The sequence below is a fragment of the Rathayibacter sp. AY1A4 genome (assembly GCF_002930955.1).
Lineage (GTDB): Bacteria > Actinomycetota > Actinomycetes > Actinomycetales > Microbacteriaceae > Rathayibacter.
Map to the genome: position 1 here is coordinate 20,690 of NZ_PSTN01000024.1, position 17,038 is coordinate 37,727.

Consider the following 17,038-nt stretch of genomic DNA (forward strand, 5'->3'; position numbering starts at 1 on the left):
GCGATCGCCCAGGAGATGTCTCGACTCTACGGGATCACGGCCCCCGAGCGCGACCGCCCGCGTCATACGGCGCGCCGATCCGCGTGCGCTGGACGGCCGGAAGGCCCGCTGGAGTGGGTCGCGGTGTGCCACGATACGACTCGGAACGCGCCGACCCCACCGCCGACGCCGCGGTGCTGCTGCGCGAGCAGCGGGAGGTCGGCGTGCTCTGCGCTCGGCGGGCCGGCGGGGTGCTCACCGCCGCCTCAGCCCTGCACCTGCTCGCCCTGACTCCGGCCCAGCTGCTGACGGTGGTGCCGAGCGCCGCGCTGCTCGTCGTCTCGGCGCTCGTGCAGCTCGCGCCCAGCCGGTCCGTCGCGACGGGGGCGAGGGCGGTCGCCCTCGGGCTCGCGCTGGACGTCGCGGCGCTCGTCGCGTTCCTCTCGCCGGACGTCGACGCCTCCCTCCGAGCCGTCCTGAGCGGGATCACGATGCTCACCTCGATGGCGCTGCCGTGCGCGATGCTCGCCGTCGGCGCCTGGCGGGGCCTGCCCTGGGCCGCGGTCCTGGCGCTGCTCCCGGTCCTGGTCCTCGGGGCGGCGACGACGGGGGCGTCCGGGCGCGCGCCGTTCGTCCTCCTCTCGATCGTCGTCTGCTGGGCCCTGCTGCTGACGGCCGCCCGCTGGCTCGCGGGCAGCGTCGCGCGGGCCCACGTCGGCACGGCCCGTCTCCGGAGGGCCCACGACGCCGAGCGCCGCTCCAGCGAGACCGAGTCGCGGCACCGCGCCGACGCGCGGCTCATGCACGACACCATCCTGGCGACCCTGACGCTCGTGGCCCATCGGGGCGAGGGAGTGCCGGCTCCGGTGCTGCGCGACCGGGCGGCGGCCGACCTCGCGCTCCTGCGCGGTGTGGAGGCGGTGGACGAGCCGGAGCCGGCCTCCGGCGTCCGGCTGCCCGAGCCGCTCGCCGCGCTCGGTCGGCGGTCGGCGGAGGTCGGCGTCGAGGTGCGCTGGCACGGCGGTGCCCAGCCGCGGATCCGTGCGGAGGTGCTCGACGCCCTGGTGCGCGCGACCGGGGAGTGCCTCGAGAACGTGCGCCGTCACTCCGGGGCAGCGCTGGCGCACGTGAGCGTCGCGGAGGAGGCGGGCTCGCTCCGCGTCGTCGTCACGGACGAGGGGCGCGGCTTCGATCCGGCCGCGGTGCCGCCGGGGCGCCTGGGCCTCGCGGAGTCCGTCGTCGGCCGCGTCGAGGCGGTGGGCGGCACGGTCCGGGTCTTCTCGGCGCCGGGATCCGGCGCGACCGTGCTGCTGAGCGTGCCGCTGCTGAGCGTGCCGCTGTGAGCGGGACGCGGCAGGAGGAGGGGCCGGAGGACGGGACGCTCCTCGAGCTGGTCCGCGCGGCGGATCGGAGCCCCGGAGCGTTGTGGAGCATCCGCGAGCGCCTGACGCGGCCGAACCGCCTGAGCGGGAGCTACCTCGGGATGGGCTTCCTCACCATGGCGGTGATGCTCGACATCCGCGGACTGATCTCGTACCTCTGGTCCCTCGACGCACGGTCCGCGACCTGGGTGAGCGGTCTCTCCTGGCTGCTCGTGATCGCCGCGAGCGCGGCGGGGGCCGCGATCGCCCTGCGCCGCCACGGCGAGCTGCCGCGCTGGGCCTTCGCGGGCGTCCTCGGCGTCGACGTGATCGCGCTGCTGCTCGAGTTCGCCGACCACGCGCTGCCCACTCCGGCACCGATGTACTACCCGTCGGTCTGCGTGGGAGTGGGCGCGGGCGTGATCGCGCTGATCACCTTCCAGCCGCTCTCGCGCTCGTTCCTCGCCCTCGTGGTCCTGGTCGCGCTCGCGGCGCTCGGACTCGTCGGCCAGGCGCTGCTCGGCGACGGAGGCGCCGCCCTCGCGGTGGGCAACGTCCTCCTCGCCACCGCGCCGGCGGCCGTGTGCGTCGTCGTGCTGACCGCGCTCGACCAGTACGTGCGGCGCACGCTCGACCGGAGCCTGGCCGACAGCACCGTCCACGCCGCGGACGACGAGTTCTCGCAGGTGGACGCCCGCATCGAGGAGCTCCTCGAACGGGTCCGGACGCCGGTGCCGCTGGACGAGGAGCTGGGCGAGCGGGCGCGGGTGCTCGGAGACGAGCTCCGCGAGGCGCTCGCCCGCAGCCACGACCGCACCTGGCTGAGGATCGCGGTGGAGGAGTCGGCGCTGCTGTCCTCCGCTGTCGCGATCGACGATCCGAGCGGGGCCGCGGCGCTGCTGGCCCCGCTCGACCGCTCGCGGCTGCTCTCGGTGCTCTGGCTGCTCACCGCCCCCGCGGGGAGGGCTCCGCTCGCCGTCCGTCTGGAGCCGGGCCAGGGCGGCGGGGTGGAGCTCGCCCTGGTCGCCGCGGGCATCCGCGCCCGCGACCTCGACCGCTCGGTCTGGGGCATCCTCAGCGAGCTCGGCGAGCACCGCACGACGACCGACCACGGCGCGACGAGGATCCTCGTCGCCCACCGCCCCCGGAGGAGGACGACGACATGAGCGACGAGCCCGCGATCACGCTGGCCATCCTCGACGACCACCCGATCCTGCTGGCGGCGCTGGCGGAGTGGATCCGCCGCTCGGGCACGGACATCCGCGTGGCGGCGACGGCCGGCACCTGGACGGACCTGCTCGCGCATCCGGCCTTCCCGACCGACGTGGTGCTGCTCGACATCGACCTCGGCGACGAGCTCGACCTCGCCATGAAGATCCGGATCATCGCGGCCGCCGGCGCCGCCACGATCATCATCAGCACGCACTCCGAGCCGGGGACGATCAGCCGGGCGCTCGAGGCCGGGGCGCACGGCTACGTGGTCAAGAGCGAGCGGACCGAGACGATCCTCGCGGCGATCCGAGCGGCGGCGCGCGACGAGCGCTTCCTGACGGCGCAGACGCGGGAGCTGCTCGGGGCCGACCGCCCGGGCACCCTGACGCACCGCGAGCGGGAGATCGTCCGCCTCTTCGTCGACGGGATGCCGCTGAAGCAGGTCGCCACGCTCCTCGGCATCACACAGGACGCCGCGCGGAGCTCGCTGCGCAGCGCCCGGGGCAAGTACCGGGCGGAGGGGCTGGCCGTCGGCACGAAGATCTCGCTCCGCCGGCAGGCGCTGCGCGACGGGATCGTCGAGCGCTAGGCGCGCGCTCGACGATCCCGGGGCCTAGACCGTCTCTGCGCGCTTCTGCCGCGCGGGCTCGGCGGGGTCGGAGGGTCCGTTCCAGATCGAGACGATGCCCCAGACGACGGCCGCGATCGGCACGGCCAGCACGGCGCCGACGATGCCGGCGAGGACGGTGCCCACGGTCAGGGCGATCAGGACGATCAGCGGGTGCAGCTTCAGCGAGCGCGCCATCACGACCGGCTGGAGGAAGTTGCCCTCGAGCTGGTTGACCCCGATGACGACCAGGATCACGATCAGCGCGGCGACCGGGCCGTTGGCGACCAGGGCGACGAGAGCGGCGAGGATGCCCGCGGCCGTGGCTCCGACGATCGGGATGAACGCGGTGAGGAAGACGATGACGGCGAGCGGGATCGCCAGCGGCACCTGGATGATCGCCAGTGCGACTCCGATGCCGATCGCGTCGACCGCCGCGACGGTCGCCGTTCCGCGGACGTAGCCGCCCAGCACATCGACCGTCTTGTGCCCGACGCGCTTGGCGCGCTCGTAGCCCGAGCCGGTGAAGGGGCGCAGGAGGAACTCCCAGATCTTCGGGCCGTCCTTCATGAAGAAGAAGAGCACCACGATCATCAGCACGAGGCCGGTGATGAAGTTCGCCGCTGCGGAGACGCCCGCGAGCGCGCCGTTGCCGAACGAGCTGGAGGTGAGGAAGTCGACGACCGACTGGCGGGCGGACTCGATCTGCTCGTCGGTGATCTGGAACGGCAGGTGCTGCACGTAGTCCTGCAGCGAGGTGATGCCGTCGGAGGCGCTGCTGACCAGCTCGTCCCACTGGTTGCGGACCGCGACCGTGATCAGCCAGCCGACCGCGCCGAGGACCGCGAGCAGCCCGATCAGCGCCAGCCAGGTCGCGAGGATCGACGGCACGCCCTTGCGCCGCATCCACGCCAGCACCGGGTGGATCGCCGCGGCGAGGATGAGCGCGATCATCACGGGGATGAGCACCAGCGTGAGCTGCGTCATCGCGAAGACGAGCACCGAGGCCAGCAGGAGGACGATGACCACCTGGAGGCAGCGGGTGGCGAACCGGCCGAGGCCGTCGCTCCAGACCCGCCGCTGCGGATCAGGTGCGCTCGGCTGCGGCGCAGCGGCGCTGGTCGAGGAGTCGTTGCGGTCGAAGAAGCCCATGGAGGGACGGTATCGGCTCGGGCCGACCTGCCGTCCCTCCTTGACACCCCGCCCGCGCCGCGGCGATGCGGGGGTCAGAGACCGGCGGGCTTCTCCGGCGTGCGCAGCCAGGCATCGAAGAAGTCCGCCAGGTCGGAGCCGGAGACGTTCTCGGCCAGGGCCTGGAAGTCGGCGGTCGTCGCGTTCGAGTAGCGGTTCTCGGAGGCCCAGCGCTTCAGCAGCACGCCGAACGCGTCCGCGCCGATCCGGTCGCGGAGGGCGACGAGCGTCAGGCCGCCGCGGGCGTAGACGGGCGCGTCGAAGAGGCCCGCGGCTCCGGGGTCGGCGACGGCGGTCGACCAGAACGGGTCGTCGGCGGGAGCGGCGGCGACCCGGGCGGCGGACTCGGTGACGCTCGCGCCGCCGGTGTGCTCCTCCCAGAGCCACTCGGCGTAGGTCGCGAAGCCCTCGTTCAGCCAGATGTCGGACCAGGTCTCCGGCGTGACGCTGTCGCCGTACCACTGGTGCGCGGTCTCGTGCGCGACGGTCGACTCGTCCGCGCCGCCGGAGTAGAACGAGCGGCCCTGGGTCTCGAGGGCGTAGCCGATCCGCTCGTCGTCGACCACGGCTCCGGCCGAGCGGAACGGGTACGGGCCGAAGACGGAGGAGAAGTAGTCGATGATCGCGCCCTGCTTCGCGAGCGCCGCCTCGGTGCGGGCGCGGGTGTCGCCGGTGATGTCCCGGTCGATCGCGTCGATGGTCGTCACGCCGCCCTGGGTGGAGCGGACCAGGTCGTAGTCGCCGATGTTCACCATGGCGAGGTAGCTCGCCATCGGGCTGGTCTCGACCCAGCGCGAGGTCGTCCACCCCTTCGACGTGGTGGGGGAGCCGACCGGCAGGCCGTTCGCGACCACCGTCCGGCCCTCCGGGACCGTGATGCTGAAGGTGTAGCGCGCCTTGTCGGCGGGCGAGTCGTTGACGGGGTACCAGGTCGAGGCGCCGTCCGGCTCGCTGGCGACCAGGGCGCCGTCGTCCGTCGACCACCAGCCGAAGGGGGCCCCGGTGCCGTCGACGGGGTTCCCGGTGGTCCCGGCGTAGTCGATGCTCACCAGCGCGGGCAGGCCCTTCCGGAGGGTCCGGGCGGGCGTGACGGTCAGCTCGTCCCCCGACTGCGAGAACCGGGCGCCCCCGGCGTTGACGGTGACCTTCGAGACGGTGAGGCCGGTCAGGTCGAAGGAGAGCGAGCGCAGGTCCTTCTGGGGCGCGAGGGTGACCACGGCCCTGCCGCCGAGGGCCCGGGTCGCCGGATCGTACTTCAGGACGAGGCTGTAGGTGAGGGCGTCGAAGCCGCTGCTGCCGAGGCCGGGGAAGTAGGGATCGCCGGCGCTGGTGCCCCCGTCGACGGCGCCCGCGCGGGCGGCGGGGGAGGCGATGGCGGCGGGTGCGAGGAGGAGGGAGGAGGCCACGAGCGCGCTGAGCGCGGCTGACGCACGGAATGTCATGTCCGCACGCTAGCGGGCGGGCGTTTCGTGCGCGTGTCGGCACCGTGCCGAGGAGAAGCCCCGTCGATCGACGGACGGGCGATCACGTTCCTGCCGGGGCGAGTCAGCTGCGGAATCCGTCGCCGCCACGGAGCATCGCACGGTGGAATTACCCATTCGAGCGGTCGAAGCCGCGCGGATCGTTGCGGCGGCGACGGATTCCGCACTACAGTCGCCGTGTTCATGCAGGTGCATGGGGTGCGGTACCCGAAGCCGCACTGCACCGCCCTGCTCGGAGCAGACGCCTCCGCCGGGAGGGATGACGATCCTCTCTCCCGGCGGGAGGCGGACCGGGCGGATCCGCCCGGCCGCCGCCGGCGCTAGGCCGGGACGCGCACCGTCAGCCCGCCGGGCTCGATCCAGGTGCGGAACGCCGAGGTCGAGCCGAACGGGTCGCCGTCGAGCTCGATCTCCTGCGCGTGCTCGAGGCGGACCGTGAGGTCGCGGCCCTTCACGTACCGCAGGGCCGACACCTCCTTGGTCAGGCCCATCAGCTTCTTGCCGACGACGCCGCTGCGGCGGAGCACGCCGTTCTCCCACACCACCTTGAAGATGATCTGCACCCAGCCGAAGAAGCCCTCGGGGCGCAGCAGGACGATGTCGAACTCGCCGTCGTCGACGGCCGCGTCCGGCAGCAGGAGGATGTTCGCCGGCAGGGCGCCGCAGTTGCCCACGATGATCGTGTGCGCGCGCACCTTGCGGGTCTTCGAGCCGTCGAGGCGGTAGCGGAACTCGAGCTGGTTCTTGTCGAGCAGGGCCTTCCGCAGCGCGTCCACGTAGGCGAGCCAGCCGGCCCGCTTCTTGAGGTCGTCGTCGGTGTTGGCGAGCATCTTCGCGTCGATCCCGAGGCCCGCCATCACGACGTAGGCGTGGCGATCGCGGCCCGTGGAGGTCTCGATGTCGATCATCCCGACGTCGATCGCCCGGTCCTGACCGGAGAACGCGACGGTCAGGGAGTTGTCGATGTCGTCGAGCGTGAGGTTCAGGTTGCGGGCGAGCAGGTTGCCGGTGCCGGAGGGCAGCAGCGCGAGCGAGGCGTCGGAGCCTCGGAGGGCCTCCGCCACGACGCGGACCGTCCCGTCGCCGCCGGCCGCGATCACGACGTCGGCGCCCGCGGCGAGGGCCTCCTTCGTCTGACCGGCCCCGGGGTCCTCGACGGAGGTCTCGTACCAGAGCGTCTCCTCCCAGCCGGCGGCCTCCTCGGCGCGCTTCACCGCGGCCTTCACGGACTCCAGGTCGACCTTGACGGGGTTGTAGACGAGGGCGGCACGGCGGCGCTCAGGCATCGTCGCGGCTCTCGTCGAGCTCGTCGCCGTTCTCGTCGACACGGCCCGGACGCACGGCGGCGTCCTCGCGGATGTCGATGCGGGTGTCGCCGGCCTCGGTGGTCGAGACCTCGATGCGCGGGGCCGCGTCGGCCTCCGTCGCCTTCGGGGCGCTGGTCAGCTGGTCGTGGCGGTCGTCCGCGCTCTGGTCGGTCATGCCTGGACGGTAGCAGCGGGCGATCCGCGCCCGCGCGGGCTTGCGTCAGCGGCCGCGCGCCGCCTGGAGACCCCAGAGCACGAGCGGGATCTGGAGCGGGAGGCGCAGCAGCGTGATCGCCCGGGTCCGCGTCCGACGGGCGTCCCGCGCCATCTGCACGTTGCCGGGGAGGACGGCGGCCATCAGGGTGGCGGAGGCGAGACCGCCGACCGCGCGGGTCCGCGGGTGCAGCGTCGCGGCCGCGCAGACCAGCTCCGCCGCTCCCGAGACGAGGACCCATCCGCGCGCCGAGCCGGGCATCCCTCGCGGGACCACCGCGTCGAAGGTCCGCGGGTGCACCAGGTGGACGACTCCCGAGACCGCCATCGCCGACACGAGCACGAGCGGGCCCGCGCCCAGGCCGCTCATCGGCCCTCCGCCCCGCGCTCGAGCGGAGCGACGTGGTCGAGGATCCGGCGCCACTCGCGCACGAGCGCCAGCCGGCCGGCTCCGTCGACCGTCACGGTGCGCGCCCGCGCGAGGCGGCCGCGGTACCAGCGGCCGTCCTCGGCGCTCGCCACCGGGTCCGCGTCGCCGTGGACCAGGAGCGTCTCGGCGGTCACCCGGTCGAGGTCGTCGGCCCAGGAGCCGTCGCGGAGCGCTGCGAGGTCGGTCGCGGCGCCGCTCGGGCCCTGCCGCCAGCCCTCGGCGAGCATCCGCTCCAGCCGGTTGCGCAGTCCGCCGTGGGTGGCGAGCACCGGGTCGTCGGAGTCGATCCCGAGCGCGTCCAGGCCCGGCTGCGTCTGCGGGAGGGCGGCGGCGATCGCGTCGGCGTCCTCCCCGCGGAGGGTCTCGCGCCGCTCCCACGCGCTCGTGGGGTGCACGATCGCGCCGGCCTGCGGGGGCGCGGGGGTGCCGACCAGCGCGAGGCGGTCCACGAGGTCGGGGTGCCGGGCCGCGAGCGAGAGCGCGAACGCGCCGCCGGAGCCCCAGCCGACCACGCCGACGCTGCCGAAGCGGGCGCCCTCGACCATGCGGGCGGTGCGCTCGGAGCGGCGCAGGTACTCGGCGAGGTCGTCCGCGCGGTCCTCGACGCGGCCGTGAGCGGCGTCGACCGGGTCCGAGGCGCCGTAGCCGGGGCGGTCGAGGATCAGCAGGTGCAGACCCCACGGACCGGTGACGGTCGGGTCGGGGTCGAAGCCGCCCGCTCCGGGAGTGGGGTGGCAGAACACCACCAGCCGGTCGGCGACGGGATCGCCCGCCGCCGAGACGCCCATCCCGCGGCCGGACCGCAGCTCGAAACGGTGGTTCGCCATGTCGCCTCCCGGGTGCGCCGAGGGTCGGCGCGTCGCCCCCAGTCAAGCGGAGACGGCGGCCCGCGCGCTGGGCCTTGTGCCGGAGCGGGAGCAGTCGGACGCGTCCGGAGCGGGCGTGCTCGATGCGGCCTTCGTCGCCGAGCGCGGCGACCTCCCGCCTCTCGTCGTCGAGTCGATGGACGGGCTCCTCGCGCTCGTCTCGGGACTGCGTCCGTGACCCCTTCCCCCCCCCCGCGGAGGTCGACCCCCGTGGCAGGCGGCCGGCCGCCGCCCAGCGTGCTGGGAGCGGGCCGGCACCGGCTCCGTTCCGTGCTGCCGCGGATGATCGAGCAGGGGCGGGGCAGCGTGATCACCACCTCCTCCGTCGCCCGCGCACCGTCCGTTCGCCCGATGTCCATGTGACGCCGCGGAAGAGGGGAGCGAGGATGAAGGCGTGTCCCGTCGCCTCCTCCTCCCCGTCGCCGGCGTCCTCGCCGCGGCCCTCGCCGCCGGCGGGCTGACGCTCCTCGTCTGGACGATCGACGAGACGCCGTTCGCGCGGCCCGACGCCGGCTTCGACCGTCTGACGAGCGAGGTCGCCGCGGTGCCCGGAGTCTCCCTCGACGGCGCCGAGCGCTGGGTCGAGGCGCCTGCGTTCGGCCCGCCGACCTCGTGGGTCGGGGTCGCGGTCGAGGAGCCGGCGCTCGCCGACGCCCTCGCGACGGCCTGCGCGACCGAGTACGCGGATCCGGTGCTGTGGTCGTTCCGGGCGACGTCCGCCGGCGGGAACGCCCTCTCCTTCGCGGGCGCGGAGGAGCCGATCGGCGCGTGCCCCGCTCCCGCTGTCGACGCGTCGGGCCTGCTCGAGCGGATCGACGGCCTCGGCCGCGGCCTGGAGCTTCACGCGTCGCTCCGCGAGGGGGCCTTCGCCCTCGACTCCTTCGAGGACGTCTCCGGCGGGCTGCCCGCGCTGCTCCCGATCGTCCGGGCGGCGGAGGACCTGCGGGACGCTGCGGGCGCGGAGCGGGGCGCCCCGGTCGAGATCTCCGGCCCGTGGGCCGCGATCACCGTCGGTCCCGGCGAGCAGGAGCGGACCGCCGCGCTGCTCACGACCCTCGTCGAGGAGCACGGCGTCACCGCCTACTGGGCGACCGAGGACGGCCTGCGGATCGTCGCGCCCGACGGCGGGCACGCCGCGATCGAGGCCGCCGTGCGCGACTCCGGGCTGCCGGTGGCCGACCGGCCCCTGCGCTTCGAGGCCGACGAGTCCTGACGCCGGGCGGCTGTGAACGGGTGCGGCCTGGCTCAGACCTCGGTGGCGGGTGCTCGACGGGCTCCCCGGCTCACGACGGGAGGCACCTCCAAGACGGGGACTGCACGCTTCATGAACCGGTCGAAGTCCGGAACAGTGAACGCGGCGTACCCGTGCTCGGGAGTGAACAGGAGCCCCATCCCGATCAGCTCCGCGCGGACCGATCCGAGCTGAGTGGACGCGCGCTCCAGAAGCGCCGCGACGTCGCCCGCTTTCTGGGGCTCTGGTCCGAGCTCCGCCATGGCTCGCATGTACGCGGTCTGAAGTGGACTCGCCCGATCGAGTCGCACGCGGAAGAAGGAGCTGTCCAGCTTCGCCTCGTAGGCCTCCCTCGCCAGTTCGACGTTCTCCCGGTGGATGCAATCGTTCTCAGCCACCGTCCAGACCTGGTAGCCCAGTTCCTGGATGAAAGAGGGGTATCCGGTCGTGATCTCGACTACGAGTTCAACAGCGTCGTCGTCGTAGACCGCGCCCTCGGCCGCTGCCGGCTCTCGGAGAGCCGCTACCGCTTCGTCGTGATCGAGCGAGTCGATCCGCGGAAAGGTGAAGAGCCGCTCGGCGTACGATCTCGCATCGCCCCACCAGCTCAGCGATCTGCGGAAGACCGGCACCGACGAACGTGACGGGGAGGCTCCGCTGCACGGTCTTGTGGATGGCTTGGATGAGCGCTTCGAGCTGCGGTGAGTCGAGGAACTGGACCTCGTCGATGAGCAGGACGATCCCCTCGCCCTGCTCGGCCGCCGCTTCACCCACGGCGACGAGGACGTCCGTCAGGTCCAGTCCGAGATCCCGATGATCGGCCACTCCTTCTGCCGGCGGTACATCCCATTTGATGGACCACACGCCGTCCGCTCCGACAGACACCGCGAAGGCGCTCAAGACCGCGGCGGCGTGCCTCCCGCGGTCGGTCCATCTCGCGCGGGGGGACAGGCGGAGGAGTGCCGCCTTGAGCTGGGATGCCAGCACCTGGCGGAACCGGCCCTCGTCGTGCTTGACCGCCTCGAACTCGATCACTTCCCCGTTCTCCTCCTGGGCGATCGTCCGGAAGCTGTTGAGAAGGACCGTCTTTCCGACGCCCCGCAGCCCCGTGATGATCATCGACTGGTTCGTGCGGCCCCGTCGCAGGCGCGTCAGCAGAGTGCGGAACGCCTGGGTCTGCTCGTCTCTGCCGATGAGGATCTCCGGTCGCGCTCCCGCGTTCGGCGTGTAGGGATTGTCGACGGCATCCATACGGGCCGGTTCAGGAGTCTTACTGTGCTTTATCCAGATCGAGTGAAGCGCAGTAAAGCGATCGAACGGCGCCCGTCACGCGCGCCAGGCCGCCAGCTCCTCCGCAGCCGCCAGGACGCGGTGGGTCGGCGAGAGGTCGAGGACGCACGCGCCTGAGCGCCTGCGAGGCCCGGATCCCGCCTCCTGGACCCGCGACCCAGGGAACGCTGGCAGGATGTACGGGACGGTCGGTGCGCGAGAGCGCGCCGCACGGACGGCACCGCCCGCTGAGAGCGGCCCCGCCCGGCCCCGTCCCGCACACCTCCACCCGCTCCCGACAGCGCTCACAGCGCCGGAGCGACACATCACCGCGGCCCGACCGGGCGCGCGGTCGGACCCTGCGCCGCGCGCCCGCGTCCAGCCACTCCCTCCCGGAAGAACCGCATGAGAAACGCCAGAACCGCCAAGCCCGCCCGCCACCACCTCGAGCTCCCCAAGCCCAAGCCCCTCGAGAAGGGCGCCATGCGGATCACCCCGCTCGGCGGCCTCGGCGAGATCGGCCGCAACATGACCGTCTTCGAGCACAAGGGCAAGCTGCTCATCGTCGACTGCGGCGTCCTCTTCCCCGAGGAGAACCAGCCCGGCATCGACGTGATCCTCCCCGACTTCGCCGCGATCCGCTCGCGCCTGAAGGACATCGAGGCCATCGTCCTCACCCACGGCCACGAGGACCACATCGGCGGCGTGCCGTACCTCCTCAAGGAGCGCGGCGACATCCCGATCATCGCCTCGACCTTCACCCTCGCGCTGATCAGCGCGAAGCTGCAGGAGCACCGCATCACGCCGCGCACGCGCCCGGTGAAGGAGGGCGACCGGATCGACGCCGGCGTCTTCGACCTCGAGTTCCTCGCCGTGAACCACTCCATCCCGGACGGGCTCGCCGTCGCGATCCGCACCGAGGCCGGCCTCGTGCTGCACACGGGCGACTTCAAGATGGACCAGTTCCCGCTCGACGGGCGCACCACCGACCTCCCCGGCTTCGCGCGCCTCGGCGACGAGGGCGTCGACCTGTTCCTGGTCGACTCCACGAACGCCGACGTCCCCGGCTTCGCGATCTCGGAGGGCGACCTCGCCCCCGCGATCGACCAGGTGTTCCGCACCGCGCCGCGCCGCATCGTCGTGTCCAGCTTCGCGAGCCACGTGCACCGCATCCAGCAGGTTCTCGACGCCGCGCAGCGCCACGGCCGCAAGGTCGCCTTCGTCGGCCGCTCGATGGTCCGCAACATGGGCATCGCCGCCGACCTGGGCTACCTCAAGATCCCGGCCGGCCTCGTCGTCGACATGAAGGTGCTCGAGAAGCTCCCCGCGACCGAGATCGTGATGATCTGCACCGGTTCGCAGGGCGAGCCGATGGCGGCGCTCTCGCGCATGGCCAACAAGGACCACATCATCGACATCGGCCCCGGCGACACCGTGCTGCTGGCCAGCTCGCTGATCCCCGGCAACGAGAACGCGATCTACCGGATCATCAACGCCTTCACCCGCTGGGGCGCCACGGTCGTGCACAAGGGCAACGCCAAGGTGCACGTCTCGGGTCACGCCAGCGCGGGCGAGCTCGCCTACTGCTACAACATCCTGCGCCCCACCGCGGTGCTCCCCGTGCACGGCGAGTGGCGCCACCTCACCGCGAACGCGGCGATCGCGACCCGCACCGGGATCGACGAGAAGGACGTCTTCGTCATCGAGGACGGCGTCTCGATCGACCTGGTGAAGGGCCGCTCGCGCATCAGCGGGCGCATCCCGGCCGACCAGATCCTGGTCGACGGCACCACGATGGGCGTCGCCACCGAGGACGCGATGAACGACCGCATCGTCCTCGCCGAGGAGGGGGCCATCACGGTCCTCGCCATCGCCGACCTGGACCGCGGCACGCTCGGCGAGCCGGTCGAGTTCTTCACCCGCGGCTTCGTCGAGGAGCCGGGCTGGAAGGCCAACGCGAGCAAGGCGATCGACGACGCCGTCCTGCAGGCCGCGGGCAAGCCGGTCGAGCTCGAGGCCATGGAGGCGCTGATCACGCGCACCCTCGGCCGCTGGCTGACCCGCCGCCACCGCCGGAACCCGGTCATCACCACCATCGTCGTCGAGGAGTAGGCGCCTTCCACGCCGGCCTCCGCCTCCGCTACCCCCTGCCCCGCGAGGCGCGGGCGGAGCAGAGTGGGAGGGTCGGCAGGTCGCCGACGCGAAGGGAGAGCGCCATGAGCACCGACCGCACCACGGGTGAGGACACCGAGAAGACCGAGGACCTCCCCGACGGCACCGGGACGGACACCTCCTCCGGTGGCGGCGACACCGACACCGTCTCCGGCGGCGAGCCGGACGAGCCCGCCGAGTAGGGCCGTGAACGACGAAGGGCGGGACCGCGAGGTCCCGCCCTTCGTCGTTCCGCCGATCAGATCAGCGGGCCGTCGCTCTCGCTCGAGCGGCGGGTGACCTGCTCGCCGCTGGCCGGGTCGACGGCCGAGCGCGTGGTCGAGACGGCCTGGCGGCGGCGCGTCAGCAGGACCAGCCCGAGGATCAGGCCGACCGCTCCGGCCGCCATGAGGATGTAGCCGACCAGCTTCAGGTCGATCCCGGACACCTGCACGTCCACCGCGAAGGCGAGGACCGCGCCGACGACGAGGAGGAAGATCCCTGCTCCGATGCTCATTGCGTGCTCCTTCTGACTGCCGCCGGAGCGCGCGCGGGAAGCGCGCAGGGGCACCGGCGATCGCCCCACGGTAGACCTCGGGTCCGGCGGCCCCCAGGCCTTCCGGCGGGAGCCTCCGGGGGTGTAGGGCGGTGCCGGGTCAGCGGTCGGAGACGCGGAGCATCACGCGGGTGCGGTCGGCGCGGGTGACCAGGCCCTCGATCAGGAGGAACACGCGGTACTCGAGCCGGTACTTCGCCAGGAACACGCGGCCCAGGCGCTCCACCTCGCCGGGGTCGGCGTCGATCTCCGCGGCGGCCTCGACCGGCACCGCGTAGTCGGAGACGCGGCCGCGGCGGTCGCAGGGGACGAGGGTCACCCGCGCGTCGTTGCGGAGGCGCTTCACCTTGCCGCTGCGGCGGGGAGTGGTGACGATCAGCTCGTCGCCGTCGCGGGCGATCCAGACCGGGGTCGAGACGGCGTCCCCGGACTTCCGGAACGTGGTGAGCGAGACGAAGCGCTCGTCGGCGAGAGCGGTGAGGTCCTGGGAGAGGGGCATGTCCGAAGTAGAGCGGCCGGGAGCGGTCACCGCAAGCCTCCGTAGCACCTCGATCCGCCCCCGTAGGGTGGAGTGATGATCGACGCGACGCCTCTGATCGGCCCGACCGAGGCGCCCGATCTGCACGTGATGACCTACAACATCCGCCGGCGGATGCCGCGCCTCACCTCCCGCGCCGTCGACCAGTGGGACCGGCGCCGCCCGCTCGTCCAGCGGGTGCTGGAGCAGGAGCGCCCCTCGATCCTCGCCGTGCAGGAGGCGCTGCCGGACCAGTCGGCCGCCGTGCACGAGGCGCTGGGCTCCTCCTTCGAGGCGATGGGCTTCGGCCGGGACGCGGACCGCGGCGGCGAGCGCGTGATGCTCTTCGTCGACCGCAGCCGCTACGCCGTCCGGCACTGGACCCAGATCGCCCTCTCGGACACCCCGGACGTCGCCGGCTCGCGCAGCTGGGGCAACCGCATCCCGCGCACCGCCGTGATCGCGGAGCTGACCGATCACGCGACCAGCCGCGAGCTCACCGTGGTCTCGACCCACTTCGACCACATCTCGCGGCGCTCGCGCCAGCGCTCCGCCGAGCTGATCGCCCGCCGCGTCCTCGAGCTCGGACGCCCCGCGATCGTGATGGGCGACACCAACACCGACGTCGACACCGTCCCCTACCGGACGATCCTCGAGGAGGGCCGCCTCGCGGACGCGTGGGAGACGGCGGAGAAGCACCTCACCCACTCGTGGAGCACCTTCTCGAACTACCGCGCGCCGGCGCCGGGCAAGCGGATCGACTGGCTGCTCGTCAGCGAGGGCGCCTTCGAGGTCGTCTCCGCGGGGATCAACGCCGTCCGCTACGGGGGAGCGGCGCCCTCCGACCACGAGCCGGTCCAGGCCGTGCTGCGCTTCACGAGCCCGTGAGCGGCTCCGCCCTCGTCGAGACCTTCCTCGAGCCCCCGCGCACCCGCGGGGAGTGGACGGCCGACGGCATCCGCGCGATCGGGGCGGCGAGCATCGTGGCGGCCGCGATCGGCTGGGACCTGGTGGACGTGGCGGTGCTCGCGCTCGCGGCGATCGGGCTGGTGCTGCCGCGCTTCCTCGGCATCCGTCCGGCGCTCGACGCCCTCTTCGGGCTCGCGCTGCTCGTGGCGTCCTGGAGCAGCGTCCTCGGCCTCTACGAGGCCTGGCCGCAGTGGGACCTGGTCGTGCACTGCGTGCTCAACGGGCTGATCGCCGCGGTGGCCTACATCGTCGCCGCGCGGGCCGGAGTCGTGCCGGCCGTCGCGGGCGATCGCGGGCCGCTGCTCCCGGCGGTCGTGCTCTGCGCCTGCTTCGGGACGACGGCGGGCGTCCTGTGGGAGTGGGGCGAGTGGGCGGGGCACCGCTTCATCGACTCCTCGATCTTCGTCGGCTACGAGGACACGCTCGGCGATCTCGCCGCCGGCGCGCTGGGCTCGATCCTCGCCGGCGCGCTGATGCGCTTCTGGTCCGCGAAGTCCCGGGTGGTCGGACCGGGCGCCTCGCGCGGCGTCGGAGGTGCGGCGTAGCCTGTCCCGCATGTGCGGCCGCTTCGCGATGGACTCCGAGACCGATGAGCTGATCCGCGAGTTCGTCGCCGCGGGCGGGCGCGCCGAGGACTGGGCGCCCGACTACAGCGTCGCTCCCACCGACGTCGCGCCGATCGTGCGCGAGCGGCTCCACGACGGCGAGCGGGAGCGCGAGCTGGAGCTCGCGTCCTGGGGCTTCACCCCGTCCTGGTCGAAGGGCAGGGGGCCCTCGCCGATCAACGCGCGCCTCGAGTCGGTCGCGACGAACGGCCTGTTCCGCGGGGCGTTCGCCAAGCAGCGCGCGATCGTGCCGATGCGCGGGTACTACGAGTGGGAGACCCGCGCCGACGGCAAGCAGCCCTGGTTCCTGCAGGGCGAGGAGCCGATCCTCGCCGCGGCCGGCCTCTACACGGGCCGCAAGGAGGGCGACGACTGGCGCGTCTCCTTCACGATCATCACCCGCGAGGCGCGCGACGCCTCCGGCGAGGTGCACGACCGGATGCCCGTGTTCCTCACGCCCGACGTGCGCGACGCCTGGCTCGACCCGGCTCCGCTCGCCTCCGCCGAGGAGATGCTCGCCACCCTCGACCGGGCGTCCGTCGCGATGGCCTCGACCGTCACGGCCCACCCGGTCGACCGCCGCGTGAACAACTCCCGCACCGTCGACCGCCGCGACCCGGGCCTGCTGACGCCGGTCGCCTGACGCCGCTCGCCTGACAGGCGCGGGACGATCCGCGCGGTCCGCGGAACCTCCGGGCGAGGGCGGACGACCGATGGTGGGTGGACCGGAGAGCACGGGAGGGGCGGAGCCGCGGCCCCGCCCCTCCCGGGCGTCCTACTTCGTGCCGGCGTGACCCGGGAACGGCTTGCCGTTCAGCGAGACCTCGTCGGGGTCGACCTCGACGTCGCCCACGTCGTCCGGGCCGCCCGTGCCGGGCACGGCCTTCACCTCGGCCGAGCCGGAGACCTCGGTGCGGCTCTCCGCCGGGTCCGAGTCCTGCTTGGCCTCGGTCTCGCGCTCGCTGCCGGGCGACTCCGAGATGTCCTTCTCGATGGTCTCGCTCTCGGAGGAGGTGGCGGGCGCCGCCCCGTCCGGCTTGCCGATGGTCGAGCCCTGGTCGTCCTGCTCCGTGCGGTCCTGGTCCATGTCGTC

At 73.2% G+C, this 17,038-nt stretch carries 20 protein-coding genes and 1 pseudogene; 10 read left to right on the top strand and 11 right to left on the bottom strand.

Annotated features, from left to right (window positions below; translation table 11 throughout):
- Positions 1-125: 125 nt before the first annotated feature.
- From C5B92_RS13470 to C5B92_RS13480, 3 genes are read left to right on the top strand one after another with little or no spacing between them, the layout of a single operon-like run.
- Positions 126-1,322: a sensor histidine kinase gene (locus C5B92_RS13470; protein ID WP_104350485.1), complete on the top strand. Its 1,197-nt coding sequence runs from the start codon at positions 126-128 to the stop codon at positions 1,320-1,322.
- A complete protein-coding gene (locus C5B92_RS13475; RefSeq protein WP_104350486.1) occupies positions 1,319-2,506 on the top strand; it encodes a hypothetical protein in 1,188 nt (395 codons plus the stop codon). The genes C5B92_RS13470 and C5B92_RS13475 overlap by 4 nt, the downstream gene beginning before the upstream one ends.
- Positions 2,503-3,141, top strand: coding sequence for a response regulator (locus tag C5B92_RS13480; RefSeq protein WP_104246949.1), 639 nt, complete (start codon positions 2,503-2,505; stop codon positions 3,139-3,141). The genes C5B92_RS13475 and C5B92_RS13480 overlap by 4 nt, the downstream gene beginning before the upstream one ends.
- A 24-nt stretch (positions 3,142-3,165) precedes the next feature.
- Here C5B92_RS13480 and C5B92_RS13485 read toward each other — a convergent pair whose 3' ends face one another.
- From C5B92_RS13485 to C5B92_RS13510, 6 genes are all read right to left on the bottom strand, one after another.
- Complete coding sequence (locus tag C5B92_RS13485) at positions 3,166-4,311, bottom strand: AI-2E family transporter (protein WP_104233055.1); 1,146 nt, start codon at positions 4,309-4,311, stop codon at positions 3,166-3,168.
- Between the two features lie 74 nt (positions 4,312-4,385).
- Positions 4,386-5,792, bottom strand: coding sequence for a M1 family metallopeptidase (locus C5B92_RS13490; protein WP_104256475.1), 1,407 nt, complete (start codon positions 5,790-5,792; stop codon positions 4,386-4,388).
- Positions 5,793-6,151: 359 nt separating this feature from the next.
- Entirely contained in the window at positions 6,152-7,117 is a 966-nt protein-coding gene (locus C5B92_RS13495; RefSeq protein ID WP_104222931.1) for a diacylglycerol kinase family protein, read from the bottom strand.
- Complete coding sequence (locus C5B92_RS13500; protein ID WP_104222930.1) at positions 7,110-7,313, bottom strand: multidrug transporter; 204 nt, start codon at positions 7,311-7,313, stop codon at positions 7,110-7,112. Before C5B92_RS13500 ends, C5B92_RS13495 begins: the two co-directional genes overlap by 8 nt.
- Positions 7,314-7,358: 45 nt before the next feature.
- A complete protein-coding gene (locus C5B92_RS13505) occupies positions 7,359-7,721 on the bottom strand; it encodes a hypothetical protein (protein ID WP_181028833.1) in 363 nt (120 codons plus the stop codon).
- Entirely contained in the window at positions 7,718-8,608 is an 891-nt protein-coding gene (locus tag C5B92_RS13510) for an alpha/beta fold hydrolase (RefSeq protein ID WP_104239584.1), read from the bottom strand. Before C5B92_RS13510 ends, C5B92_RS13505 begins: the two co-directional genes overlap by 4 nt.
- Between C5B92_RS13510 and C5B92_RS16965 the strand changes: the two genes are divergently transcribed.
- A complete protein-coding gene (locus C5B92_RS16965) occupies positions 8,607-8,825 on the top strand; it encodes a hypothetical protein (RefSeq protein WP_146079322.1) in 219 nt (72 codons plus the stop codon). The genes C5B92_RS13510 and C5B92_RS16965 overlap by 2 nt on opposite strands.
- Before the next feature lie 216 nt (positions 8,826-9,041).
- A complete protein-coding gene (locus C5B92_RS13515; protein WP_104350487.1) occupies positions 9,042-9,860 on the top strand; it encodes a hypothetical protein in 819 nt (272 codons plus the stop codon).
- A gap of 32 nt (positions 9,861-9,892) precedes the next feature.
- Here the strand turns inward: C5B92_RS13515 and C5B92_RS17715 are convergent, their stop codons facing one another.
- Complete coding sequence (locus C5B92_RS17715; protein WP_258061460.1) at positions 9,893-10,510, bottom strand: hypothetical protein; 618 nt, start codon at positions 10,508-10,510, stop codon at positions 9,893-9,895.
- A gap of 55 nt (positions 10,511-10,565) precedes the next feature.
- Positions 10,566-11,129 (bottom strand): annotated as a pseudogene (locus tag C5B92_RS17720) (ATP-binding protein); the annotation flags it as partial.
- A gap of 423 nt (positions 11,130-11,552) precedes the next feature.
- On the opposite strand from C5B92_RS17720, the gene C5B92_RS13525 reads away from it, so the two are divergent.
- Both C5B92_RS13525 and C5B92_RS17380 read left to right on the top strand, forming a co-directional pair.
- Positions 11,553-13,259, top strand: coding sequence for a ribonuclease J (locus C5B92_RS13525; protein ID WP_104222925.1), 1,707 nt, complete (start codon positions 11,553-11,555; stop codon positions 13,257-13,259).
- A 104-nt stretch (positions 13,260-13,363) separates the two neighbouring features.
- Positions 13,364-13,501, top strand: a complete 138-nt coding sequence (locus tag C5B92_RS17380; RefSeq protein WP_159940924.1) for a hypothetical protein — start codon at positions 13,364-13,366, stop codon at positions 13,499-13,501.
- Positions 13,502-13,557: 56 nt separating this feature from the next.
- On the opposite strand, the gene C5B92_RS13530 is transcribed toward C5B92_RS17380, so the two are convergent.
- Positions 13,558-13,815, bottom strand: coding sequence for a DUF6458 family protein (locus C5B92_RS13530; protein ID WP_104222924.1), 258 nt, complete (start codon positions 13,813-13,815; stop codon positions 13,558-13,560).
- 139 nt (positions 13,816-13,954) lie between these two features.
- Entirely contained in the window at positions 13,955-14,353 is a 399-nt protein-coding gene (locus C5B92_RS13535) for a PPOX class F420-dependent oxidoreductase (protein WP_104238818.1), read from the bottom strand.
- Between the two features lie 75 nt (positions 14,354-14,428).
- Here C5B92_RS13535 and C5B92_RS13540 point away from each other — a divergent pair, with 75 nt between their 5' ends.
- From C5B92_RS13540 to C5B92_RS13550, 3 genes are read left to right on the top strand one after another with little or no spacing between them, the layout of a single operon-like run.
- On the top strand, positions 14,429-15,259 hold the full coding sequence (locus C5B92_RS13540; protein WP_104350488.1) for an endonuclease/exonuclease/phosphatase family protein: 831 nt from the start codon (positions 14,429-14,431) through the stop codon (positions 15,257-15,259).
- Positions 15,256-15,885 (top strand): hypothetical protein, encoded by a 630-nt coding sequence (locus C5B92_RS13545; RefSeq protein WP_104226114.1) that lies wholly within the window; start codon positions 15,256-15,258, stop codon positions 15,883-15,885. Before C5B92_RS13540 ends, C5B92_RS13545 begins: the two co-directional genes overlap by 4 nt.
- A gap of 10 nt (positions 15,886-15,895) precedes the next feature.
- Positions 15,896-16,588 (top strand): SOS response-associated peptidase, encoded by a 693-nt coding sequence (locus C5B92_RS13550; protein WP_104350489.1) that lies wholly within the window; start codon positions 15,896-15,898, stop codon positions 16,586-16,588.
- A gap of 132 nt (positions 16,589-16,720) precedes the next feature.
- On the opposite strand, the gene C5B92_RS13555 is transcribed toward C5B92_RS13550, so the two are convergent.
- Positions 16,721-17,032, bottom strand: coding sequence for a hypothetical protein (locus C5B92_RS13555; RefSeq protein WP_104222919.1), 312 nt, complete (start codon positions 17,030-17,032; stop codon positions 16,721-16,723).
- Positions 17,033-17,038 lie beyond the last annotated feature (6 nt).

What these genes read in the sequence shown, in the direction of transcription:
- C5B92_RS13480 (WP_104246949.1), top strand. Translation starts at nt 2,503, where the DNA reads ATGAGCGACGAGCCCGCGATCACGCTGGCCATCCTCGACGACCACCCG.
- C5B92_RS13485 (WP_104233055.1), bottom strand. Translation starts at nt 4,311, where the DNA reads ATGGGCTTCTTCGACCGCAACGACTCCTCGACCAGCGCCGCTGCGCCG.
- C5B92_RS13490 (WP_104256475.1), bottom strand. Translation starts at nt 5,792, where the DNA reads ATGACATTCCGTGCGTCAGCCGCGCTCAGCGCGCTCGTGGCCTCCTCC.
- C5B92_RS13495 (WP_104222931.1), bottom strand. Translation starts at nt 7,117, where the DNA reads ATGCCTGAGCGCCGCCGTGCCGCCCTCGTCTACAACCCCGTCAAGGTC.
- C5B92_RS13500 (WP_104222930.1), bottom strand. Translation starts at nt 7,313, where the DNA reads ATGACCGACCAGAGCGCGGACGACCGCCACGACCAGCTGACCAGCGCC.
- C5B92_RS13505 (WP_181028833.1), bottom strand. Translation starts at nt 7,721, where the DNA reads ATGAGCGGCCTGGGCGCGGGCCCGCTCGTGCTCGTGTCGGCGATGGCG.
- C5B92_RS16965 (WP_146079322.1), top strand. Translation starts at nt 8,607, where the DNA reads ATGTCGCCTCCCGGGTGCGCCGAGGGTCGGCGCGTCGCCCCCAGTCAA.
- C5B92_RS13510 (WP_104239584.1), bottom strand. Translation starts at nt 8,608, where the DNA reads ATGGCGAACCACCGTTTCGAGCTGCGGTCCGGCCGCGGGATGGGCGTC.
- C5B92_RS13525 (WP_104222925.1), top strand. Translation starts at nt 11,553, where the DNA reads ATGAGAAACGCCAGAACCGCCAAGCCCGCCCGCCACCACCTCGAGCTC.
- C5B92_RS17380 (WP_159940924.1), top strand. Translation starts at nt 13,364, where the DNA reads ATGAGCACCGACCGCACCACGGGTGAGGACACCGAGAAGACCGAGGAC.
- C5B92_RS13530 (WP_104222924.1), bottom strand. Translation starts at nt 13,815, where the DNA reads ATGAGCATCGGAGCAGGGATCTTCCTCCTCGTCGTCGGCGCGGTCCTC.
- C5B92_RS13535 (WP_104238818.1), bottom strand. Translation starts at nt 14,353, where the DNA reads ATGCCCCTCTCCCAGGACCTCACCGCTCTCGCCGACGAGCGCTTCGTC.
- C5B92_RS13540 (WP_104350488.1), top strand. Translation starts at nt 14,429, where the DNA reads ATGATCGACGCGACGCCTCTGATCGGCCCGACCGAGGCGCCCGATCTG.
- C5B92_RS13550 (WP_104350489.1), top strand. Translation starts at nt 15,896, where the DNA reads ATGTGCGGCCGCTTCGCGATGGACTCCGAGACCGATGAGCTGATCCGC.
- C5B92_RS13555 (WP_104222919.1), bottom strand. Translation starts at nt 17,032, where the DNA reads ATGGACCAGGACCGCACGGAGCAGGACGACCAGGGCTCGACCATCGGC.